Origin of the sequence: Plantibacter sp. CFBP 8804 (assembly GCF_014841225.1) — a bacterium.
Lineage (GTDB): Bacteria > Actinomycetota > Actinomycetes > Actinomycetales > Microbacteriaceae > Plantibacter > Plantibacter auratus.
Genome location: NZ_JACYTU010000015.1, coordinates 25170 through 46602 on the forward strand (window position 1 = coordinate 25170; position 21433 = coordinate 46602).

21 protein-coding genes are annotated in these 21433 nt (G+C 69.8%); 7 read left to right on the plus strand and 14 right to left on the minus strand.

Annotated elements, in window-relative coordinates; all coding sequences use genetic code 11:
- On the minus strand, positions 1 to 936 hold the full coding sequence (locus IFU11_RS17340; RefSeq protein ID WP_079707429.1) for an EamA family transporter: 936 nt from the start codon (positions 934 to 936) through the stop codon (positions 1 to 3).
- Positions 937 to 1026: 90 nt separating this feature from the next.
- Between IFU11_RS17340 and IFU11_RS17345 the strand changes: the two genes are divergently transcribed.
- Positions 1027 to 1590 carry a CGNR zinc finger domain-containing protein gene (locus IFU11_RS17345; protein ID WP_192019766.1) on the plus strand — a complete coding sequence of 188 codons (564 nt, stop codon included), beginning with the start codon at positions 1027 to 1029 and terminating at the stop codon, positions 1588 to 1590.
- 29 nt (positions 1591 to 1619) lie between these two features.
- Here the strand turns inward: IFU11_RS17345 and IFU11_RS17350 are convergent, their stop codons facing one another.
- Both IFU11_RS17350 and IFU11_RS17355 read right to left on the minus strand, forming a co-directional pair.
- Positions 1620 to 2168, minus strand: a complete 549-nt coding sequence (locus IFU11_RS17350) for a DinB family protein (protein ID WP_192019767.1) — start codon at positions 2166 to 2168, stop codon at positions 1620 to 1622.
- Between the two features lie 157 nt (positions 2169 to 2325).
- Entirely contained in the window at positions 2326 to 3624 is a 1299-nt protein-coding gene (locus IFU11_RS17355) for a serine hydrolase domain-containing protein (RefSeq protein ID WP_161578683.1), read from the minus strand.
- Positions 3625 to 3770: 146 nt separating this feature from the next.
- On the opposite strand from IFU11_RS17355, the gene IFU11_RS17360 reads away from it, so the two are divergent.
- Entirely contained in the window at positions 3771 to 4079 is a 309-nt protein-coding gene (locus IFU11_RS17360) for a DUF2470 domain-containing protein (protein ID WP_371742824.1), read from the plus strand.
- A gap of 58 nt (positions 4080 to 4137) precedes the next feature.
- Here IFU11_RS17360 and IFU11_RS17365 read toward each other — a convergent pair whose 3' ends face one another.
- The gene (locus IFU11_RS17365) at positions 4138 to 5778 is read right to left on the minus strand and encodes an Ig-like domain-containing protein (RefSeq protein ID WP_192019769.1); all 1641 of its coding nucleotides are present in this window, start codon (positions 5776 to 5778) and stop codon (positions 4138 to 4140) included.
- Positions 5779 to 5944: 166 nt separating this feature from the next.
- Between IFU11_RS17365 and IFU11_RS17370 the strand changes: the two genes are divergently transcribed.
- The 4 genes from IFU11_RS17370 to IFU11_RS17385 all read left to right on the plus strand — a co-directional run bounded on the left by IFU11_RS17370 (position 5945) and on the right by IFU11_RS17385 (position 8553).
- Entirely contained in the window at positions 5945 to 6355 is a 411-nt protein-coding gene (locus IFU11_RS17370) for a DUF4383 domain-containing protein (RefSeq protein WP_192019770.1), read from the plus strand.
- Position 6356: 1 nt separating this feature from the next.
- Complete coding sequence (locus IFU11_RS17375; protein WP_192019771.1) at positions 6357 to 6971, plus strand: hypothetical protein; 615 nt, start codon at positions 6357 to 6359, stop codon at positions 6969 to 6971.
- A gap of 94 nt (positions 6972 to 7065) precedes the next feature.
- On the plus strand, positions 7066 to 7725 hold the full coding sequence (locus tag IFU11_RS17380) for a biliverdin-producing heme oxygenase (RefSeq protein WP_137244281.1): 660 nt from the start codon (positions 7066 to 7068) through the stop codon (positions 7723 to 7725).
- A gap of 123 nt (positions 7726 to 7848) precedes the next feature.
- Complete coding sequence (locus IFU11_RS17385) at positions 7849 to 8553, plus strand: alpha/beta fold hydrolase (protein ID WP_192019772.1); 705 nt, start codon at positions 7849 to 7851, stop codon at positions 8551 to 8553.
- Positions 8554 to 8605: 52 nt separating this feature from the next.
- Here IFU11_RS17385 and IFU11_RS17390 read toward each other — a convergent pair whose 3' ends face one another.
- Both IFU11_RS17390 and IFU11_RS17395 read right to left on the minus strand, forming a co-directional pair.
- On the minus strand, positions 8606 to 9040 hold the full coding sequence (locus tag IFU11_RS17390; RefSeq protein WP_086475145.1) for a hypothetical protein: 435 nt from the start codon (positions 9038 to 9040) through the stop codon (positions 8606 to 8608).
- 221 nt (positions 9041 to 9261) lie between these two features.
- Complete coding sequence (locus IFU11_RS17395; protein ID WP_079003639.1) at positions 9262 to 10521, minus strand: ATP-dependent DNA helicase; 1260 nt, start codon at positions 10519 to 10521, stop codon at positions 9262 to 9264.
- Between the two features lie 66 nt (positions 10522 to 10587).
- Here IFU11_RS17395 and IFU11_RS17400 point away from each other — a divergent pair, with 66 nt between their 5' ends.
- Positions 10588 to 11655: a hypothetical protein gene (locus IFU11_RS17400; protein WP_192019773.1), complete on the plus strand. Its 1068-nt coding sequence runs from the start codon at positions 10588 to 10590 to the stop codon at positions 11653 to 11655.
- Between the two features lie 68 nt (positions 11656 to 11723).
- Here IFU11_RS17400 and IFU11_RS17405 read toward each other — a convergent pair whose 3' ends face one another.
- From IFU11_RS17405 to rpmB, 8 genes are all read right to left on the minus strand, one after another.
- On the minus strand, positions 11724 to 13718 hold the full coding sequence (locus tag IFU11_RS17405; protein ID WP_079707440.1) for a cytochrome c oxidase assembly protein: 1995 nt from the start codon (positions 13716 to 13718) through the stop codon (positions 11724 to 11726).
- Between the two features lie 128 nt (positions 13719 to 13846).
- Complete coding sequence (locus tag IFU11_RS17410) at positions 13847 to 17086, minus strand: AAA family ATPase (RefSeq protein WP_192019774.1); 3240 nt, start codon at positions 17084 to 17086, stop codon at positions 13847 to 13849.
- Positions 17086 to 18255: an exonuclease SbcCD subunit D gene (locus tag IFU11_RS17415; protein ID WP_192019775.1), complete on the minus strand. Its 1170-nt coding sequence runs from the start codon at positions 18253 to 18255 to the stop codon at positions 17086 to 17088. The genes IFU11_RS17410 and IFU11_RS17415 overlap by 1 nt, the downstream gene beginning before the upstream one ends.
- Positions 18256 to 18415: 160 nt before the next feature.
- A complete protein-coding gene (locus tag IFU11_RS17420; RefSeq protein WP_064294762.1) occupies positions 18416 to 18697 on the minus strand; it encodes an HU family DNA-binding protein in 282 nt (93 codons plus the stop codon).
- 203 nt (positions 18698 to 18900) lie between these two features.
- Positions 18901 to 20319: a DHA2 family efflux MFS transporter permease subunit gene (locus IFU11_RS17425; RefSeq protein ID WP_371742825.1), complete on the minus strand. Its 1419-nt coding sequence runs from the start codon at positions 20317 to 20319 to the stop codon at positions 18901 to 18903.
- Between the two features lie 114 nt (positions 20320 to 20433).
- Positions 20434 to 20739 carry a 30S ribosomal protein S14 gene (rpsN, locus tag IFU11_RS17430; RefSeq protein WP_064294760.1) on the minus strand — a complete coding sequence of 102 codons (306 nt, stop codon included), beginning with the start codon at positions 20737 to 20739 and terminating at the stop codon, positions 20434 to 20436.
- 2 nt (positions 20740 to 20741) lie between these two features.
- On the minus strand, positions 20742 to 20909 hold the full coding sequence (gene rpmG, locus IFU11_RS17435; protein WP_056010525.1) for a 50S ribosomal protein L33: 168 nt from the start codon (positions 20907 to 20909) through the stop codon (positions 20742 to 20744).
- Entirely contained in the window at positions 20909 to 21145 is a 237-nt protein-coding gene (rpmB, locus tag IFU11_RS17440) for a 50S ribosomal protein L28 (RefSeq protein WP_056010522.1), read from the minus strand. Before rpmB ends, rpmG begins: the two co-directional genes overlap by 1 nt.
- Positions 21146 to 21433: the final 288 nt, after the last annotated feature.

Here is a 21433-nt window from a genome sequence, read left to right on the forward strand (position 1 = left end):
TCACTGCACCGCGACGGGGATCGGCACGGCGGGAGCCCGCTCGGAGCGCACGAAGCCGATCCCGAGGAGGATGCACACCCCGCCGAGGAGCTGCGCGAGCGACAGCTGCTCCCCCAGGAGGATCCAGGCGAACCCGGTCGCCGCGACCACCTCGAGGAGGCCCGCGAAGGAGGCGAGCCGGGAACCGAGCATCTGACTCGCGGTGATGCTCGCCGCATAGGCGACCGCCGTCGACACCACCCCGACGAACAGGAGCGGCACCCACCACACGACGTCGGTGCCGAGCACCGTGACGTCGGCGTCGGAGGTCGTGAAAGGCACGCCGACGAGCCCCGCGAGCCAGAGACTGAGCGCCCCGATGAGCAGACCGATGGCGGCGAACGCCACCGGAGGCAGCCCCTTCGCCGGCCGAGCCGAGATGACGTAGTACGCGGCGCAGCCCACCATCGCGAGGATGGCGAACAGCAGGCCGACCGGGTCGAGCGTCGAACCACCGCTCGGAGCGACGACGAGTACGAGCCCGACGAGCGACACGACGGAGCCGACGAGGACGACCGTCGCGGGACGACGTCTGGTCAGCACCCAAGCGACGGCGACGAGCAGCAGCGGCGCCATGTACTCGACGAGGATCGCGGTACCGACGGCGATGGTCTGCAGCGCCGCGAAGTAGACGAGCTGCGTCGCCGCCACCCCGATGAGGCCCATGCCGAGGAGTCGCCAGCGGCCACGCCAGACCGCGTCCCAGCGACCGCGGAGTGCGATGAGGGCGAACGGGGCGAGCACCAGGCCACCGATCAGGGCGCGGACGGTGACCGCCGCAGCGGGGCTCCACCCCGACGCGAGCACCGGTTTGATGAACGCGCCGGAGGTGCCGAACGCGACCGCGGCGAGCACCGCGACGAGCAGACCGACCGTGGTCGAGGACGTGTGCTTCATGGGGGTCTCCAGCTGCCGCGAGTGGGGCCGGCGGAAGAGGTGGACGCCCGGCTGAGATGAAGCTACTCTCGGAGAGAGTAAGGAGTCAACTTGCATTTTGCCCCTGACACCGAGGATGCGCTGCTCTTCGCCGCGCTGCTCGTGAACACCCGCGCATCGGCGTCCCGGAGCGGCGGCGACGAACTCGCGACACCGCCGCAACTCGTGGAGCTCCTCCGAGTCAGTCGGTACTCGGGTCGGGTCGACGGCGACGAGCCCGAGCGGGCCGCGGTGGCCCAGCTGCGGGAGCGGATACACGCGCTCTGGGCCTCCGACGCGGACGCCCCGGACACCCGCGACCGCGCCGTCGCCGAGATCAACGCGATGCTCCGCGAGTCCGCCGCGCTCCCCCAACTGCGCCGCCACGACGGCTTCGACTGGCACCTCCACGCCACCGAGTTCGACGCCCCGCTCGTCGATCGCGTCCAGACCGAGATCGCCATGGCACTCGTCGACGTTGTCCGGTCCGACGCCTGGGACCGCCTGCGGCTCTGCGCCGCCGACGACTGCGACGGCCTGCTCGTCGACCTGTCCCGCAACGGTTCGAAACGCTACTGCTCCGTCCGCTGCAGCAACCGCGTCAACACGATCGCGTTCCGCGCGAGAGCGCAGTAGCGGACGTCACCAGACCCGGATGACGTCCACTACTGCGATCTCGTCACATCCCAGAGATGGTGCACCGGGTCGTGGATGAAGTAGCGGCCGAGGGTCTCGGTCGTGAAGCGCGCGCCGTCGCTCCGTCGACCCGTCCGCGTGAGCGCCTCGTCCGGCACCCGCTCGAACGCTGCGGCGAGCACCGTCGCGGCCTCCACCAGCTCCGCCGACACCCGCTTCGGATCCTGCTCGCCGTAGCGCTCCTCGAGAGCCGTCGCATCCTGGTCCCAGTTCTCGAACGCGGGATCGTCCTCGTCGAGGACGAGCCGCAGCCGGACGTCGAAGATGCGGAACACGTCGCGCACATGGGCCGCGTACTCGAGCGGCGACCAGGTCTGCGGGTCGGGCCGCTCCCGGACATCGGCGCGCTCCAGCACCGCCGGCCACGCGGCGGCGTTCGCAAGGATCAACCCGGGGAGTTCCCGGAACCCGAACCGCGACGTGTCCATCCCGCACTCGGGACAGGCGCGCTCGAGGACCCAGGTCCAGTTCTTCGTGTCCGGGACGATGGTGTCTTCGTCGGGGGTGTTCGTCGTCATGGGTTCACTCTAGGAAGCGGCATGGCCCAGCGCCCTCGCGAAAGCGTCATCGTGCCGCGATCCGCCGCCACCGTCCGCGACCACCCCGGTCCCTGAGCCGCACCCACGCGGTCCCTGAGCCTGTCGAAGGGCGATGATCCCAGGCCCGGTCACTCCGCTACCCGGCGGGGGCGACCGGCGGGGCGCAGACCATCGCCGAGGCGGCGAGCTGCTCCGCCATCTGCTGCTCGGACCACGGGAGTGCGATCTCGGGCGCCTTCTGCCCGCTCGCCGGTGCCGCCTTCGCACCGATCGACGCGAGCTGCATCGCGAGCGTCTGCGCGAAGCCCGCACCGAGCGTCGAATTGTTGAGCATGACGACGACCGTCAGGCCGGAGGTCGGGTCGGAGAAGGCCGCCGAGAGCGAGCCGGGGATCGCGCCGGCCTGCCCCCGGAGGGGACCGATCTGCAACCCACCCACGCCGAAGCTCTTCCAGGTCGGCTCAGCCTCACCCAGCGAGACAGGGTCCTTCCACTGCTTCTTGTACGTGCTGTCGTTCAGCAGCGAGCCGGACGCGAAGGACTGGGTGAACTTCCGCAGATCGTCGACCGAGGAGACGACGCCACCGGCGGTCCACACCATCGAGGTCGACAGCTCGGTCTCGTCCGTCGGTGCGTCGCACTGGTAGGTGCCGTCCGCGACCCGCGGCGTCAGGTACCCCTTGGGGTGCGACCCCGGCAGCTCCACGGTGGAGGCGTCGGGGAAGCTGGACTTCGACATGCCGAGCGGCGAGAACACGTAGTGGTCGTACAGGGACTGCCACGACTGACCGGTCAGCTCCTCGAGCGCCATGCCGAGCAGGATGTACCCGGTGTCGCTCGAGCCGAAGAGCGCCCCCGGAGCCGTCCGCGTACCGCTCGCGAGGCCGTTCGCGAGGATCTCGGCCATCGACCAGTTGCGGGTCGGGTTGGTGACGAACTGGGCGTTGAGCGCGGGCGTGTAGGTGCCGAGCCCCGACGTGCCGTTGCACAGCTGCTGGTAGGTGATGCCCTCGATGCCCTGGACCTGCGGGAGGGTCTTGTGGACCTGGTCGGTGAGCTTGATCTTGCCCTCGTCGACGAGCTCGAGGAGCACGGTGCAGGTCATCGGGCGTGTGGTGTCGCCGATGCGGTAGACCATGGACGGATCCATCTTGGTCTTGCCACCCGGCTCGGTCGTGCCGACGCCGGCCGTGTAACTCCCGGCCCACGGCGCCCAGACGCCGACGATGGCTCCGGAGGATCCGGACTGGGTGACGGCGGCCTCGACCGCTGCTGTGATGGCGTCGGTCGTGTCGCCGGCGAGCGTGCCGCTGACCTGGTCGGGGAAGTCGGTGTCGGACACCGAGGGGCCCGAGCAGCCGACGAGCACCGTCGCGAGGGTCGCCGCGGTAAGGAGTGCGGCGAGACGCCGTCGCCTCGGAGCTGTTGCAGTCAAGTCATCCCCCTGATGAGCGGTCTGCGGAGCTGCAGACTGTTCCCGATTGTAACCGGGCGCGGCTGGGAGCTGCGGTCGCACGCCGCGCGCCGGTCACTCGGGCGGCGGGCCTGGTGCCGGGACCGGTGATGGTGTTCCCTGGAGAGGTGACCTCGAACGCCTTCCCGCAGACCATCGTCGACGCCGTCCTGGCGCACATGAACGGTGACCATCCCGACGACAACCTGCTCATCGTGCGCGCCTTCCTGGAACCGGCGGCCGAGACCGCCACCATGATCGCGCTGGACGGGACGGGTGGCGAGTGGACCTGGACGGTCGACGGCACCGCCGCGGGTGGTCGGGTGCCCTGGCCCGCCGGCACGATCACCGAGCGCGGCGAGATCCGACGCGAGGTCGTCGCCCTCTACGACGCCGCGTGCGCCCGTCTGGGTGTGGAGCCACGCCCGCACGACTGAGCGACGACGGCCGGACGATCGCTGCGGTCAGGAGACGGACCGTGCCCCGCTCGGCCGGTCAGCCGCGAATCCCCGCCGAGCGGGACCGGCCGACGCGCAGCACCACGAGCACGAGGCCGGCGAGCACGAGGAACCCCGCAGCCCAGAGCGTGTCGCCGGTGCCGACTCCCGTGCGGGCGAGGTCCGACTCCGCGGGACCAGCGGTATCAGCGACCGGTCCAGCGCCGCCGTCGACCGGCGTGACCGGCGGCTCGACAGGCGTGCCCGGGTCCTCAGGAGTGACCGGCCCGGTCTCGTCCTCGAGCGCGACGAAGAACGAGAACTCGGTGGCCGGGCTCGTGGCGACACCGGCGTTCGCCGTGGCCGTCCACCGCTTCTCGCCCACGCCGACGGCCTCGACCGTGCAGCTGAACGTTCCGGTCGGGGTCGAGAAGGTGAGACAGAGGAAGCTCCCCGCCTCGCGCACCTCGATCAACTTCGACGGTTCGGCCTCACCCGTGACGACGACGCGCTCGCCGACGATCCGCTCCCCGGCGGCCGGGGAGATGATCCGGGGGGCCGCGTTGACGAGGTACTCGAAGGCGTGGGCGACGGACACGACGCCGGCCGTCGACGTCTCGACGACGGACACCTCGTGCGTGCCGGGAGCGAACGCGGCGTCGGGGGTGCACGACCATCGGCCTCGATCGGTGGCCGCGGCGGCGCAGACCGTCCGCTCGGCGGCATCGAGCACGACGACCGAGGATCCGGGCGTCGCCCGGCCGGCGAACTCGGGCCGCGCCTCTCCGACCTGCGCGGCTGGTGACGTCACCGACAGCTCGGACGACGGCACCGGGATGAAGGGCGCCTCCCGGTCGAAGTCGATCCCGACGATCGGGACGATCCGCCCGCTCAATGCCGCGAACTCGTCCTGCAGCGCCTCCGCGGCTTCCAGGCCGCCGGGCTTCCCCTCGATGAAGAAGAACGCCTCGACCGGCAGCTCCGGCGTGCTCTCGACGGTCCACGCACCGACCACGACCTCGTTCCACATGGCGTCCAGGTAGTCGTCCGCCGGGAGGAGCGCCCGCATCTCCAACGAGGCGGCGAACCCGTCGAGATCCGCCCCGAAGGCACAGTTGCCGTTCTTCCACTCGAGGCTGTCGAAGTGCCGTGACCAGGCGACGCCGGAGTCGATGCCCTGCTCCACGCACGGGGCACTACTGCCTTCGGGATTGCCGTACTCCACCTCGGCGGTCGAGCGGTCGCAGCTGTCCGGTCGGGTGTTGGTCGCGGCGTCGGAGGGGAACGCGCACCGGAGCCGCATCTGCGACGCCTGCTCGGCCCACGGCTGCAGGATCATTCCGGCCGACGCGGCCGGCCACAGCGTCTCGATACCGAGATCCGCTCGCAGGTAGCTGAACGAGGCGCCGTCGCGGGAGATCTGGAGCGGGGTGGGGAGCACCGTCGAGGTGGTGCGGACGACGACGCCGTTGCAGAAGTAGGCGGCTTCGCCACCGTCGCAGGACATGGCGGTGTCCGCGTAGCGGGCGTTCAGGACGTCCACGATGTTCGCGTCGGCGACCGTGCCGGCGGGCTCCACCGGAACGGACCGGGGCGACTCGGCGAGCGCCGGTGCGGCCGGTGAGGCCAACACGCTCACGAGGGCCAGCGCGGCGGCGGCAGTGGCACGCCGTGCGGCGCGTGCAGGATGCAGGAGCATGAGGGGACCTTTCAACTGGACCGGGTCAGCCTACAACTGGAATACCAGACGCAGAAATCGGACGAATGGTTGAACGGTCGCCGGGACCAAACCGAGAAGCGGCCGACCTCCGAATCACCTCACGCCTCGGATCAGCCCGAGGCTCGACCGAACTCAGGAGGCTTCCATGCTCCACTCACCCAACCGGCTCCTCGCCGCCGTCTTCGGCGCGGTCTACGTGGTCGTCGGACTCCTCGGCGGGATCGTCGCCGGCGGCCTGCCCGTCCTCACCACCGAGGGTGGCCTCCTCCTCGGGATCTTCGAGGTCAACCCGCTGCACAACATCGCGCACGTCCTCATCGGCGCGGCCCTGCTCATCGCCGGGCTCTCGAACGTCGTCGCGGCCAAGACCGTCAACACGGTGGTCGGCGGGTTCTACCTCCTGCTCGGTGTCGTCGGCTTCTTCATCGTGGGTTCCGCGCTGAACATCCTCGCGCTCAACACGGCCGACCACTTCCTCCACCTCGCGAGCGCCGTGGTGCTGCTCGGTGCCGGACTGGCTGCGGACAAGCGCACGCACCGGGTGGCGACGGCCTGACATGTCGGTCTCCGTCGAACGTCAGGACGCCCGGGCGGGCGCCGGCACAGCGGTCCGCTCCGGGACGACGTCGATCTCGAACAGCCTGCTCGCGATGTGCACACTCGGTGCCGGTCTCGTGCTAATCGCGACCGGTGCCGGGTCCTCCCCCGTGGGCGCGATCCCGCTCGTCACCCTGGGCGTCGCCGCACTGCTGTGGTCCGTCGTGGTCCTCGTCCGCGACCGGGTGCCGGGCCTCCGAGCGTCCTTCGCCGGCGCGGTGGGCACGGTCGTCGTCTGGGTGGCGCTGTACGGACTCGCCTCCCTCGGCGTCACGACCGTGCCCCCGTTCCTGCCGACCCTGTCATCCACGGTCCTGCTGCTCGTCGTCGCCGGGGTGCTCGCACGGCGACTCCGGCGGGTCACCCTCGCATCGACGGCGCCGGACGAACTCGAGCTCGACGCCCTAGTGACGCGCGCGAACCGCCGGCCACATCGCGAGCCGAGCACGGGACGGTACGTGCTCACCCTGCTCGCCGGGGCAGCGGTCGTGGCGGCGCTCACGACACCGGCGCTGGCGCAGACCAACGCCGGTGCGTTCGCGGTCCCGCACGGTTCCCTGCACAGCAGCCACTGATTCCCTCCACAGCGACAGATTCACCCTCCCGTTCTCGAGCCCGGCCCGTTACACTTAGGCAACCCTTACCGAGCCAGCCGACGCGGAGTCCGACATGAGCACTGTGATCCCCTTCTCCCAGGCCCTGCGCGAGCGCACGTCATCCGGCCATGCCTCCAGCGAGGGGGCGGACTTCATGAGCGACCTCATGACCGGGAAGGGCTCGAAGGAGGACTACATCGCCCTCGTCGCGCAGCACTTCTTCATCTACGAGGCTCTGGAGGCCGCAGCCGACCGCATGCGCGCCGATGCCGTCGCCGCTCCGTTCATCAGCGACAAGCTGACGCGTCTCCCCGCCATCGTGCAGGACCTCGAGTTCCTCATCGGTCCGGACTGGCGCGAACAGATCACCCCGCTCCCCACCACCGCCCGGTACGTGGCACGGATCAACGAGGTCGGCGCCGTCTGGCCCGGCGGCTTCGTCGCGCACCACTACACCCGGTACCTCGGCGACCTCTCTGGCGGGCAGATCATCCGCACGCTCATGCAGCGCCAGTTCGGCTTCGACACCAACGGCGTCGGCTTCTACCTCTTCGGCGATATCGCGAAACCGCGCGAGTTCAAGGACACCTACCGCGAGCAGCTCGACGCCGTCCCGTGGGACGACGAGGAGCAGGCCCGCGTGATCGACGAGGTCATGGTGGCGTACCGCTTCAACACCGACCTCTTCCGCGACCTCGCGACCGCGAAGGCCGCAGCGACCGCCGTCGCCTGACCCGTCCGTCCATTCGCCCATTCTTGGGCGAATGGGTGTTCATTCGCCCATTCTTGGGCGAACGAACTGCGGGCGGCGAAGCACCCCTCCCGCCGCTCGCAGGCCCGGCGTAGCATCTCGGGCATGGACGTCATCCTCGTACCCGGTTTCTGGCTCGACGCATCCTCCTGGAGCGCGGTCACACCCCCGCTCGAAGCGGCAGGCCATCGGGTCCGACCGCTCACCCTCCCCGGCCTCGAGAGCGTCACTGCCGGCCGCGCCGGCATCGGCCTCCGCGACCACGTCGACGCCGTGGTCGCCGAGATCGACGCCGGCACCGAGCCGGTCGTGCTCGTCGGACATTCCGGCGGTGGCGCCATCATCTCCGCCGCGATCGACGCCCGCCCTGACCGCGTCGTCCGCGCCGTGTACGTCGACTCGGGTCCACTCGCCGACGGCGCGTGCATCAACGAGGAACTCCCCTCGTCGGGCTCCGAGATCCCGTTGCCCGACTGGACGGTGTTCGACGCGGAGGACCTCGTCGACTTGGACGAGGAGCTCCGTGAGCAGTTCCGGGCCAGAGCCGTCCCGCAACCGAAGGGCGTCGCCGTCGACCGACAGCAGCTCTCCGACGACGACCGTCGTCTGTCCGTCCCGGCGACCGTGGTCGCGTGCGAATTCTCCTCGGAGATGCTGCGCGGCCTGATGGAACAGGGCCACCCGTACGTCGCGGAACTGGCACGGCTACAGGACGTCGAGTTCGTCGACCTCCCGACGGGCCACTGGCCGCAGTTCACCAAGCCGGCCGAACTCGGCGCGATCCTGCTCCGGGCCGTCGACCGCACCTGAGGTCACGCCACCCGGCCGCTGATTCAGCGCGGCACGGGCCGCGGAAGTCCGATCAGGACATGGCGAGCGAGAGCGCCAGCACGCCGAACATGGCGACGAAGACCAGTGCGAGGACGGCGTACATCGCGATCTGCACGCCTCGTCCCTTGATGACCGCCTGACCCCTCGGTGCGAGCGAGCCTGAGACCCACTGCTGCGCCGGCGCGATGTAGTCCAGCGTCGGCGCCTCGCCGGGCTGCAGCAGGTAGTCGGCACGGCCGAACTCCCACAGCCAGGCCATCGAGCACGAGACCTGCACGGGACGGTCGGCTGGAACCGTGAACTGCGACGGTCCCCAGGTCGGGCGGTGCTCGAAGCCGTCGATGCGCACGACGAGTGGGATGAACCCCCAGTATCCGGCGAACGGCGGCTTGCTGGCGTTCAGCTCGAGCGTGCGCCAGGCGGTGATCGGACCGGGCTGCGGCCACTGAGCTTGTCCATAGGTCATGAGCGATAATCGTAGTTCTTCGGGTGCAGTCCCGCTCGCACAAACTCTGCCGATCCCTGAGCCCAACCCCGGTCCCTGAGCCCGAACCCGGTCCCTGAGCCCAAACACGGTCCCTGAGCCCAAACACGGTCCCTGAGCCTGTCGAAGGGCAGGTGCGACCGTTGCGACGCCGCCCTTCGACAGGCTCAGGGACCGGACGGCTTCGGCCGAGACCGGAGACGTCACTGCCCCGACATGAACCGCTTCACGTCGGTGTCGACGATGATGTCGCTCGGGCGCAGCGGCCGGGAGAGGTAGAGACCGTCGAGCGTCGAGATACGGCTGAGTGCGACGTAGCTCTGTCCCGGGCTGAACGCGCGGCTGCCCAGGTCCACGATCGCGCGGTCGTAGGTCTTGCCCTGCGACTTGTGGATGGTGACCGCCCACGCGAGCCGCAGCGGGAACTGCGTGAACTCGGCCACGATGTCGCGCTTCAGCTGCTTCGTCACCGAGGAGTAGGAGTACTTGTACTTCTCCCACGTCGCCGGCTCGACCTCGAACTGCTCACCGTCGACCTCGACCCAGACGGTGGAGTCGATCTTCACCACGGTCCCGAGCGTGCCGTTCACCCAGCGACGCTCGCTGTCGTTGCGGAGGAACATGACCTGCGCCCCGACCTTGAGGTCGAGCGCCTCGTCGGCGGGGAACGCCCGCCCGCCGAAGTCGCCCGAGACCTCCGCGTTGGCGGTGAGCGGCTTGCCGTCGAGCTTGGCGAGCGCCGCCTTGTTGATGCGGTCGACGGTGTCGTTGCGGCTCGCGAGGGTGATGACGCCGTCCTCGGGAGGGGTCCTGGCGCCCATGCCGTTCAGTCGGCCGGCCATCTCGGCGGTGACCTGGCCGTGCCGGACGCCGTTGAGGAGGTACTTGAACTCGGCCTCGTGCTGACGGTGGATCTCGGTGAGCTCGACGAGCTGCAGCGGCGTCTCGGACCACACCTTGGCGTCGAAGAACCAGAACGAGCGGTAGGTGTCGGCGATGTACGCCCGTTCCTCGAGGCTGCCCGGCACGGGAGCGAGCTGGTACGGGTCGCCGAAGAGGACGATCTGCACGCCGCCGAACGGCTCGCGCGGCCGCTGCCGGGCCTGCCGGAGGCTCCGGTCCATGGCGTCCATGAGGTCGGCGCTCACCATGGAGACCTCATCGACGACGAGGGTGTCGATGGAGTTGAGCAGCTTGCGGGTCTGATCGTTCTGGTCGATCGTGTGGTCGGCGATGAGCCCGATCGGCAGGCGGAAGAGCGAGTGGATCGTCTGGCCGCCGACGTTCAGCGCGGCGACACCCGTCGGGGCGCAGATGGCCAGCTGCTTCGAGGTGTTCCAGGCGAGGTGGTTGAGGAGCGTCGACTTCCCGGTGCCCGCTCGACCCGTCACGAACAGGTGCTCGCGGGTGCTCTCGATGCGGTCGAAGACGGCTTGCTGCTCGGCGGAGAGGGCTACGCTCATGATGCTTCGGTTCCCTCCCGTTTTCGCCCTCCAATCCTACGCGAGGTGCCCGCCTAGGATGTCAGGATGAGCCATGTCGCGACACGTGGGGAGCTGCGACGCCCGGGAACGGTGCGCGATGCCCTCGTCCGCGCCGTCGTGCTGTGGCTCTGCATCGCGGCGCTGCTCGTCGCGGCCATTCTCTCCGCCTGGTCGGCCGTCGCCCGCGACGTCTACGGCGCCGGTTCCTTCGCGCGCGGGTACCTCGACGCCCTCGCGGACGACGACGCCGCGACCGCGCTCGCGTTGCCCGGGGTCGCCCTGAGCTCCGCCGAACTCGCCGACGCGGGCCTGCCCGCCGAGAGCTCGGACGCCCTGCTCCGGAGCGAGGCGCTCGGCACGATCGAGAACGTGCGCCTCGTCTCCGATGTCACGACCGCATCGGGTGCCCACGAGGTGACCTTCTCGTACCGACTCGCGGGTCAGCCGCACAGCACGGCGTTCTCGATCACGAGCGGCGAGCGCACCTTCGGGCTGTTCCCGTCGTGGCGCTTCGAGACGAGCCCGTTGAGCGTCGTCCAGCTGACCGTCGCACACACGACCGGGTTCCGGGCGAACGGCTTCGAGCTCGACACCCGCCGCGTCGCGGAGGGGACCGAGGGGGCCTTCACCTCCACCATCCCGCTCCTCACCTTCACGCCGGGCAGCGTCGACTTCGACGTCGACACCACCTACCTGGCGGCATCGGTGGAGACGGCGACGACGACCGAGGTCGCGAGCGTCGTCAACGCCGAGGTGACCGCGAGTGCCACCCCGGACTTCGTCGGGGAGGTCCAGACCCAGATCGACGGCTACCTCGACAACTGCGCCACGCAACAGGTCCTCCAGCCCACCGGGTGCCCGTTCGGCATGGTGATCCGCGATCGCGTGGACGACCTACCGGTGTGGTCCATCGCGGCCTACCCCGTGGTGGCGGTCCAGCCGGGCGACACCGGTTGGCAGATGCCGGCGACGGACGGAGCCGCGCACCTCGTCGTCGACGTGAAGTCGCTGTTCGACGGCACGGTCTCGACCCTCGACGAGGACGTCCCGTTCACGCTGTCGGCATTCGTGACGATCCGCGACGACGGCTCCCTCTACATCGACCTCCGCTGAAGCCCGCGAACTGTCACTCCAGCACAGTCCGACACCCCTCACACTGTTCCGGAGTGACAGTTCGCGGACTAGGAGCGGGTGTCGTTGGCCGCCATGCGCGCGAGACGCTCGTTGTACTCGTTGAGCTCCGCGTCGTTCGTGCGGTCCGCGTTGCGATCGAGCCGCTTCTGATCCTTCGCGTCGCTCTTACTCCACGAGATCGCGACGGCGACGGCGAGCGCCAGGGTCGGGATCTCGCCGACGCTCCAGGCGATCCCGCCGCCCGTCTGCTGGTCGAGGAGCGGCGCCTGCCCCCACGTGCGTCCCATCGCCCCGAACCAGTCGGCGAGGAACAGCCCGGTCGAGGAGATGATCGCCAGCCCGAAGAACGCGTGGAACGCCATCGTCGCGAAGAGCAGCAGGAGCCGCATCGGGTACGGCAGGCGGTACGGGACCGGGTCGATGCCGATGAGCGACTGCACGAAGAGGTAGCCGGTGATGAGGAAGTGCACCACCATCCACTCGTGGCCGATGTGGTCCTCCATCGACCAGCGGAACAGCGGCGTGTAGTAGAACACCCAGAGCGATCCGGCGAAGAGCACCGCGGTGACGATCGGGTTCGAGATGATCCCCGCGAACTTCGAGTGCACGGCCAGGAGTACCCACTCCCGGCCTCCTCGGGAGTCGTCCGAGCGCTTCCGCACCGCCCGCGCGAGCAGCGTGACCGGCGCTCCGGGGACGAGGAGCACGGGGACGAGCATGGTGAGGCCCATGTGTCCGAGCATGTGCACGCTGAAGAGGTACGGCTGGTAGACGTTGATGCCGCCGCAGGTGAGGTAGAAGAGCACGAGCAGCCCGAGCACCCAGCTGACGGTGCGCAGGATCGGCCAGGAGTCGCCGCGGCGGTGCAGGCGGACGACGCCCGCGATGTAGAAGAAGATGCCGAACGCACAGGCCAGCAGCCACAGGAGGTCGATGTTCCACTCGGTGAAGTACCGCGCGAAGGTCAGTTCCGGCGGCAGTTCCTCCCCGGTGAGCAGCACCGCGGGTGTCGGCGCGGTCGGCACGGTCTGGTCGACCGGCGGGGCCGTCTTCGCGAGGGCTGCGGCGGCACCGGAGGCGATGCCCATGAACCCGAGCTCGAGGGCGACCAGCCACCAGAAGGTGCCCGTGCGGCCCGCGGGGGTGTCCGCACGTGCAGCGGCGGACCGCTCGATGCGGCCGATGAGCACCCGACGCTGCAGCGCACCGAACAGGCCGAGCGCCAGCAGTGCGAAGACCTTGACGAGGACGAGGATGCCGTACGGGGTGCCCAGGCGGTCGAGCGAGCCGATGCGCAGCTCGGCGCTCACGTATCCGGAGACGGCCACGACGACGAAGGACACGAGTGCCACGGTCGAGTACCGCATGAGCACGGGGGCGAGCCGGCCGTCTTCGAGGGTCTTGCGGATGAAGACCAGCGTGAGCAGACCGCCGAGCCAGATGGCGGCGAACACGAGGTGCAGGCCGAGCGCGGTGACGGCGGCGTTGTGCCCGCTCGCCTCGGCGGAGTGACCCTGCTGGGCCATCGGCAGCAGCGACACGAGGGACAGCCCGAAGACGAACACGAGCACCGTGTGGTTGCGGACGGCGAAGCAGAGCACCGTCACGGCCGCGGCGATGAGGGTCGTCTGCAGCCAGGCCTGGCCCGACTCGATCCCGGTGAAGAAGAGGCTGAGCTTCGCGCCGAACGCGTCGTCGAAGGTGAGCGGCACCTGCGTGACGTTCAGGAAGGTGAAGAAGCCCGTCACGCCGGACGCGACGGTGAAGACCGCAGCCCCGGCTGCGGCGACGTCGAGCGCCGCCCCGTACTCGCGCCGGTCCGGGCTGAGCGCCCAGCAGGCCATGAGCAACGCGCCGATGGTGACGGCGGCGCTCAGGTTGACGAGCAGTTGTGCGATCGGGAGCCCCCACCGCACGACGGCGCCGGGGTCGCCCAGGAGTTGCGCATCCGCTCCACCGCCGAAGGCCAGACCCGCGAGGAGGGTCGCCACAGCCACGAGGAGCAGGAGGGCAGGACCCGCGAGGCGGACGACACGATTCACGCTGCAAGCCTACGCGGCGCTGCTGGGAACCCCGACCGCAGCGGGCTCAGCCGAAACACCGGTCCCTCAGCCGAACCACCGGTCCCTCAGCCGAACCACCGGTCCCTGAGCCTGTCGAAGGGCGCCGCTCACGCACGGACGAGCAGGGTCGAGGAGCCGTCTTCCAGCCGCCGCACCTCGATGCGTTCGCCGATGCGCTGCTTCATCTCCTCGACGTGGCTGACGACGCCGACGACGCGCCCGCCGGCCGAGAGCCGACCGAGCTCGGCCATCACGGTGTCGAGCGTCTCGGGGTCGAGGCTGCCGAACCCTTCGTCGACGAAGAGCGTGCCGAGCTCGACACCGCCGGCCTCGCCCGTCACGACGTCCGCCAGCCCGAGTGCGAGGCAGAGCGAGGCGTAGAACGTCTCGCCACCGGACAGCGACTTCGGATCGCGACGCCGGTCGGTCCGGTGATCGTGGACCGTGAGCGACAACCCGACGCGCTGGCTGCGGGAGGGTCCTTCCTTGACGTCGCTGCGGACGAGCTCGTAGCGCCCGCCTGACATCGACTCCAGGCGCGCGTTCGCCGCCGCCACGACATCCTCGAAGCGGCGCAGCAGGACGTAGGTGCCGAGGGTGACCTTCGTGCTGTTCTCGCTGCCCGTGGCCGACACCACGTCGGCGAGGCGGACGACGGCCGCGGCCTCGCGGACCGCGTCGGCGTTCTCGTCGGCCGCCTCGGCGAGCGCCGTGCAGGCGGCAGCCGCGTTGGTCGCTCGTCGTGCGGAGACGGCGGCCGCCGCGGTCGCGGTGCCTGCCGCCGCCTCGGCGTCGGCCAGTCGTCGGGCCGTCGCTTCGACGTCGGGGGCGGCGGTACCGGCGACACCGGCGATGGCCGGGCTCGCGAGTGCTTCCGCGTTCGCGGTCGTGTGACGCAGGTGGTCGGCCACCCGCGCCTCGGCGCTCGCTCGTTCGACCCCGTTCATGGCTGCGGCCTCTGCGGCCGCGCGGTCGGCGAACCCGGCCCGCTCGAGTGCCGCCTCCAGCTCGACCGCGCGCTCAGCGTCACGCAGGCGCCGGTCTGCGACGGTCGCTCGTGCCGCCGCGAGCAGCGACAGCGAGGAGAGCTCGGCCTCGAGCATCGCGTCGAGCTCGGCGAGTGAAGCCGCTCGACCGGCAAGGACACCGGCCACCTCGGCGCGGGCCTGCTCGTGGGCGCGCTGCGCGGCGGCGAGCCGCTCGGTCAGTGTCGCCCGGGTGGCGGTGCGTTCCGACACCGCGACCACGCCGGCCAGGTGCTCCTCCGCGAGGCGTCCGGCCTCCGCGACCTCGGCGTCCGCCTCCTCGGCGATGACCACGGCCTCCGCGTGCTGCCGCTCGGCCTCCGCAGCGGCCGCATCGACGGCCGCCCGCGCAGCGACCGGGTCGAACCCGGCAGTCGCCGTCGTCGAAGCGTCGGTGGAGCCGGCAGCGGCAACGTCGCCCGGGTCGTCGGCCAGCGCGAGGAACTGCTCGACGAGGCGACGGCGCTCCGCCCGGGCGATGTCCCGGGTGTTCTGCGCCGACTGCATCCTCGCCTCGGCATCGGCCCGAGCGACGGATGCCGCGTCGACCGCGTCCGCGTCGGGGTGGTCTCCGTCGAGCACCGCGGGCGCCGGATGGCTCAGCGAGCCACAGACGCTGCACGGCTCGCCGTCCCGCAAGCCGGTGGCGAGTTCACCCGCCATGCCCTCGATCCTCCGGAGGCGCAGCGACGTCTCGACATCGATCGCCGCCTTCGCGGCCGTGGCGGCCTCGGTGACCTCATCGGCGAGCCCCGCGAGGCGTTCGTCGGCCGCGTCCACCCGATCCAGCACCGTGCGGCGTTCAGCCGCGCGCTCGACGGACCGGGCGGCCCTGGCCGACTCGGTGGCCGCACGCGAGGCGCGCTCCGGTGCCGAGCTGAGCGCTGCCCGGCGGGCGTCCCGTCGCGTCTGTTCCGCTGCGAGCTCGGCGAGCCGTTCGTCGACGGTCGCGAGCTCCTCGGCGAGTGCTGCGAGCGCGAGTTCCCGGTCGGCGTCGGCGGCTTCGAGGACGAGCACGGCCGCCATCGACGCCCGCTCGACGGTGAGGGATTCGCGGCGCGCGGTGACGGACGCGTCGTCGAGTGCGACGATCGCCTCGTCGGCCTGCTCCTCCATCGCGGCGAGCGACGCGATGGCGTCCTCGAGCGCCACCGATGCCGTGGCCGCTCCGGCGAGAGCGGACGCGACGGTGTCCGCCCGAGCCGCTGCCGCGATCCGTTCGGAGAGCCGCGCGACCGGTTCGTCGTCCACCGAGAGCAGCTCACGCTCGGTCAGCAGCTCCGCGCGACGTTCGATGGACGCGAGCAGCGTCTGGGCCGCGGCGTGTTCGGTGCGGACGCCCTCCAGGGCGACCCGCGCCTCGCCAGCGGTCGAGGCGTCGGCTGCGGCGTGGCGCTCGAGGACGGCGACGATGCGGGTGGCGTCACCGACGAGGTCTTCGGAATCGGGTTCGAGCGGGACCGCGAGGGTCGCGATGTCCGGTTCGGGCTCGCCATCCGCGACGTCCAGGTGGAGGTCGGGCTCCGCAGCCGACGGATCACCGGCAGTCGCGGTATCGCCTGGCTCGGCATCGAGCGCTGCGCCGGCGTCCATCCCGGCCGGGGTGTCCGTTCCCTTGCCCGCGACGAGTTCCCGTGCGTCGTCGAGTTCGGCCGCTCCCGCGAACCGGGCGATCGCGCGGCCCAGCGCTTCTCGTGCGCCTTCGATGTCGCGTTGGGCCTGCCGTCGCTGCTCGACGAGGTGCTTGGCGACTCGCTCGTAGTGCTCCGTCCCGAACAGGGACCGGAGCAGTTCGCTGCGCTCCTCACCGCCGGCGGCGAGGAACCTCGCGAACTCGCCCTGCGGGAGGACGATCGTCTGGACGAACTGCTCCCGGGTGAGACCGACGATCCGGCTGATCTCGGGACCGATCTCCTGCGCGCGGGTCGACAGGGTCTCTCCGGCCAGTGCGTCGGGGTCGGTCAGGCGGACGAGGGTGGCGCTCGCCTGCTGCGGGGTGAAGCCGGCACCGCGCTGCTTCGGCCGCTGGTAGGCCGGCGTCCGCCGCACCCGGTACACGCCGGATCCGGTCTCGAAGACGAGTTCCACGAACGGTTCCGTCCCGGGCTGCGCGTGGTGCGAGTGGAGGCGGTCCTTGCTGGCCCCGGTACCGGCGAGTTCGCCGTACAGCCCGAACACGATGGCGTCGATGATCGTGGATTTGCCGGCGCCGGTCGGTCCCTCCAGGAGGAACAGACCAGCCCGCCCGAGTTCGACGAAGTCGATGGTGTGCTCACCGGCATACGGCCCGATGGCCTGCAGCGTGAGTCGGTGCAGGCGCATCAGGCGCTCACCTCCGCAGCGAGTGCGGCCTCGTTCGCCGCCGCGATGAGCTCGCGCTCGCGAGTGGTCGCCGGTGCACCCGTCGCGTACTCGATGAACTCGGCGGTGACCTCGACCGGGTCGGAGACCGCCGTGACGGCTGCGGCGCGCGCCTCCTCGGAGCGGTTCGCCGGCGCGTGCGACCAGACGAGCAGGTGCGGGAAGCGCCGGGTCAGGGTGGCGTACAGCTCCGGTGGCCGGACGTCGTCGGTGACCGTGGCGCGCACCCAGGCGTCGACGGCGTCGTCTCCCGCAGGGCCCTGCAGCTCTGCGAGGGTTCCCGTGACGTCGACGAGCCGACGCGGCACCGGCGCCGGCAGTAGCTCCAGGTGCACGGAGCCGTCGGCGGCGAGGTCGACCAGCACGCTCGACTTCACCTGGTTGCGTTCGGAGAAGGAGTAGGCGAGCGGCGACCCGGAGTACCGCATGCGGTCGGCGCCCGTCGCGGCCCCGACGCGCTGCGCACCGTGGAGGTGGCCGAGCGCGACGTAGTCGAAGTCGTCGAACAGCTGGGCGGGCACCGCATCGACCCCGCCGATCCGGATGTCGCGTTCGCTGTCACTCGCGAGACCACCGATGACGAAGGCATGCGCAGCCACGACCGATCGGACCGCTCCGTTCTGGCGACGCTGCGCGAGATCGGCTCGGACGCGTTCGAGGGCTGCACCCATGACGGCGGCGTGGGACCGCGCGAGCGGCTGGTCGTCCGGGGCGAGCACCCCTCGTGCAGTGTCGGGGTCGAGGTAGGGCAGTGGGTAAAAGGCGACGGTCCCGTGTTCGTCGTCCACCAGGACCGGTTCGCCGACCCGCGCGAGGTCGGCTCGGATGTCGATCCCGTCGCGCAGCATGGCGGCGCCGAAACCGAGCCGGATGGCCGAATCGTGGTTGCCCGGGGCGAGGATGACGCGGGTGCGGCCCGCCAGCCGCCCGAGTGACTCCGACAGGAGCGTCACCGCCTCGACCGGCGGGATGGCTCGGTCGTAGATGTCGCCGGCGACGAGGAGGACGTCGACCTCGTTGTCCACGACCGTCTGCTCGAGGTGCGCCAGGAAGTCGCGTTGGAAGGGGAGCAGGTCGACCCCGTGCAGCGAACGGCCGAGGTGCCAGTCCGAGGTGTGGAGGATCCGCATGACAGCAATGCTAGGCCGAGCCGCCGACACCTCGCCGTACCCCGGACGGCACCCGGACGAACGACAGCAGGGCGCCGCTCTCGCGACGCCCTGCTGTGTGGTCTGGACCGGCGGAGTGTCTCCGCGGTCCGAGTCCGTGCGGGCTGACGCCCGCGACGACTTACTTGACGGAAGCCTTGAGCTTCGAGCCCGCGGTCACCTTGACGCGCTTGCCGGCCGGGATCTGGATCTCGGCGCCGGTCTGCGGGTTGCGGCCCGTGCGAGCGGCGGTGTCGGTCTGCTCGAAGGCGATCCAACCCGGGATCGAGACCTTGCCGCCCGTGGCGACGGTCTCAGCGACGGTGGTGAACAGCGCGTCGACAACGCTGCCGACGGTCGCCTGGCTCTGGCCGGTCGATGCGGCGATGGCGGCGACGAGTTCGGTCTTGTTCAAATTTGCCATTGTGAGGGTCCTCCTCGGACGTTGCTGCAACGTACAGCTGATGTGTTGGTAGCGAAGGTGTCGCTGATACGGCACCAACTGGTCGGTGTGACCGCCTCGAATGTAGCAGCAATCCGCGAGATTTCGCGGATTTCTCCGCTCTACGCGGACAAACGGGTCTGCGTGTCGGTCGTTTCCCAGCTGGGAGGCGTCGGTGTGGCCGCTCAGCGGACGCCGATGACGCTGTGCCCGGCCGCCCGCGAGAGCAACCACGCCTCGATCGTCGGGAAGAGGGTCAGGACGGCTATCGCGAGGAACGCGAACTGATACGGCAGTAACTGACCACCACCGAACGCGTCCTCGAGGGAGAATCCGGTCGTCAGCAAGATCGCCCCGACGGCGACACCGAAGCCGCTCGCGACCTGTTGCAGGGTCGAGTTGAGGGTGTTGGCGCGCGACATCGCAGCGGGTTCGACGTCGGCGAAGGTGATCGTGTTGTACGCCGTGAAGCCGATCGACCGGGCGACCCCGCTGAGGAAGAGCAGCAGTGCCATCAGCACGATCGACGTGCCGGCGGTGAGGAACGCCATCCCGGCCATGCACAGGACTCCGATCAGGTTCGACGACACGAGCACCAGACGGAATCCGAACCGCCGCAACATCCAGGTCGTCGCCGGCTTGATCGCGAGGTTGCCTGCGAAGAGGAAGAGCACCATCGAACCGGCCTGGACGGGCGTCCAGCCGAATGCGTCCTGGAAGAGCAGCGGCAGGAGAAAGGGGACGGCGCTGATCGTGAGCCGGTAGACGCTGCCGCCGGCGTTGGCCAGGCGGAAGGTCTCGATCCGCAGCGAGCGGAGGTCGACGAACGGGTGCGGCGCACGGAACAGGTGTCGGATCGCGAGGGTGAGGAGGACGATGCCCGCGACGAGTGACCCGATGAACCAACGGGCGTCGAACCCGGCTCCGGACACCAGCGACGCCGCCACGAGGAGCGACGCGAGCCCGACGCAGGCGAAGGACAGGCCGAGCCAGTCGAGCGGAGGCACCTCGTCGGCGGCGAAGTCGGGGACGATGCGGAGCGCCACGACGAAGGCGACGACACCGATCGGCACGTTGATGAGGAAGATCCAGTGCCAGGAGGCGTACTGGGTGATGACCCCACCGAGGAACGGCGCGATGATCGGGGCGGCGAGGGCCGGCCAGGTCAGCAGGGCGATTGCCTGGATCAACCGCTCCTTGGGGGTCACCCGGAGCACGGCCAGTCGACCGACCGGCACCATCAACGCTCCGCCGACGCCCTGGAGCACCCGGAAGCCGACGAGCATCGGCAGGCTCGAGCTCAGCGCACACAGCACGGAGGCGATCGTGAACACGGCAATCGCCAGCGCGAAGATGCGCTTGGCGCCGAATCGGTCCGTCAGCCAGCCGCTGACGGGGATGAGGACGGCCACCGTGAGGAGGAATGCGGTTACGGCGAGCCCGACGGCGGTCGACGAGGTCCCGAGGTCGCGGGCGATGCTCGGAGCGGCGGTGGTGAGGATCGTCCCGTCGAGGTTCTCCATGAAGAAGCAGCCGGCGACCAGGAGGGCGATCGCTCGTTGCGTGCGGACGTCCAGCAGCGCCTCCTCGATGGATGTGGGAATCGTTCGATCCTTGCAGCTGTCGCCGACAACGCGAAAGGGCCGCCCGCGATGCGGACGGCCCTTTCGGTGTTGCGATGCTGTGTCAGCGGAATGTGAGCTCCGACTGAGCGGGTGTTACCAGCTCGACTTGCGGACGCCGGGCAGTTCGCCCTTGTGCGCCATGTCGCGGAAGCGAACGCGGCTGATGCCGAACTTCGAGAGGTTGCCTCGCGGGCGACCATCGATCGCGTCGCGGTTGCGGAGGCGAACCGGCGAAGCGTTGCGAGGGAGCTTCTGGAGGCCGAGGCGAGCTGCTTCACGCGACTCGTCGGTCCCGGCGGGGTCGACGAGGGCCTTCTTCAGCTCGGCGCGCTTCGTGGCGTAGCGGTCGACGATAACCTTGCGCTGCTCGTTACGGGCGATCTTGCTCTTCTTAGCCATGTTTAGCGCTCCTCTCGGAATTCAACGTGCTTGCGCACTACGGGGTCGTACTTCTTGAGCACGAGACGGTCAGGGTTGTTGCGACGGTTCTTCTTGGTCACGTACGTGTAACCGGTACCAGCCGTCGAACGGAGCTTGATGATTGGACGGACGTCCTGCTGCTTAGCCATTAGATCTTCACCCCACGAGCGAGAATGTCCTTGACGACGGATTCGATGCCACGGGCGTCGATCACCTTGATGCCCTTGGCGGACACCTTGAGGGTGACGTTACGACGCAGCGAGGGCACGTAGTAGGTCTTCTTCTGCACGTTCGGGTCGAAGCGGCGCTTCGTGCGACGGTGCGAGTGCGAGATGTTGTGACCGAAGCCGGGAACGGCTCCTGTCACCTGGCACACTGCTGCCATAGTAGTTTCTCCTTCATTACCGCAGGGCGACTGCCCTGCCCAAGATCTCTTGTCGGCGTGCGCGATCCCGGTCTGCGTGAGCGGTGGGGATCGTGGACACGATGTGGACATGGAGCGTCCACACCAAGGGTCAAGCGTACGCTGTGACCAGGCGTTTTGCAAATTCGTGTTTCTACCACTGAACGCGCTGTGCGTGTTAACGCACTGCGTGTTAACGCAAAATGGCCACCCAAGAACCTTGGGTGGCCATTTCAACGAAGAAGTCCGGCGGTGTCCTACTCTCCCACA

What these genes read in the sequence shown, in the direction of transcription:
- IFU11_RS17340 (WP_079707429.1), bottom strand. Translation starts at nt 936, where the DNA reads ATGAAGCACACGTCCTCGACCACGGTCGGTCTGCTCGTCGCGGTGCTC.
- IFU11_RS17350 (WP_192019767.1), bottom strand. Translation starts at nt 2,168, where the DNA reads ATGACGACGAACACCCCCGACGAAGACACCATCGTCCCGGACACGAAG.
- IFU11_RS17365 (WP_192019769.1), bottom strand. Translation starts at nt 5,778, where the DNA reads ATGCTCCTGCATCCTGCACGCGCCGCACGGCGTGCCACTGCCGCCGCC.
- IFU11_RS17370 (WP_192019770.1), top strand. Translation starts at nt 5,945, where the DNA reads ATGCTCCACTCACCCAACCGGCTCCTCGCCGCCGTCTTCGGCGCGGTC.
- IFU11_RS17375 (WP_192019771.1), top strand. Translation starts at nt 6,357, where the DNA reads ATGTCGGTCTCCGTCGAACGTCAGGACGCCCGGGCGGGCGCCGGCACA.
- IFU11_RS17380 (WP_137244281.1), top strand. Translation starts at nt 7,066, where the DNA reads ATGAGCACTGTGATCCCCTTCTCCCAGGCCCTGCGCGAGCGCACGTCA.
- IFU11_RS17385 (WP_192019772.1), top strand. Translation starts at nt 7,849, where the DNA reads ATGGACGTCATCCTCGTACCCGGTTTCTGGCTCGACGCATCCTCCTGG.
- IFU11_RS17390 (WP_086475145.1), bottom strand. Translation starts at nt 9,040, where the DNA reads ATGACCTATGGACAAGCTCAGTGGCCGCAGCCCGGTCCGATCACCGCC.
- IFU11_RS17395 (WP_079003639.1), bottom strand. Translation starts at nt 10,521, where the DNA reads ATGAGCGTAGCCCTCTCCGCCGAGCAGCAAGCCGTCTTCGACCGCATC.
- IFU11_RS17400 (WP_192019773.1), top strand. Translation starts at nt 10,588, where the DNA reads ATGAGCCATGTCGCGACACGTGGGGAGCTGCGACGCCCGGGAACGGTG.
- IFU11_RS17410 (WP_192019774.1), bottom strand. Translation starts at nt 17,086, where the DNA reads ATGCGCCTGCACCGACTCACGCTGCAGGCCATCGGGCCGTATGCCGGT.
- IFU11_RS17415 (WP_192019775.1), bottom strand. Translation starts at nt 18,255, where the DNA reads ATGCGGATCCTCCACACCTCGGACTGGCACCTCGGCCGTTCGCTGCAC.
- IFU11_RS17420 (WP_064294762.1), bottom strand. Translation starts at nt 18,697, where the DNA reads ATGGCAAATTTGAACAAGACCGAACTCGTCGCCGCCATCGCCGCATCG.
- rpsN (WP_064294760.1), bottom strand. Translation starts at nt 20,739, where the DNA reads ATGGCTAAGAAGAGCAAGATCGCCCGTAACGAGCAGCGCAAGGTTATC.
- rpmG (WP_056010525.1), bottom strand. Translation starts at nt 20,909, where the DNA reads ATGGCTAAGCAGCAGGACGTCCGTCCAATCATCAAGCTCCGTTCGACG.
- rpmB (WP_056010522.1), bottom strand. Translation starts at nt 21,145, where the DNA reads ATGGCAGCAGTGTGCCAGGTGACAGGAGCCGTTCCCGGCTTCGGTCAC.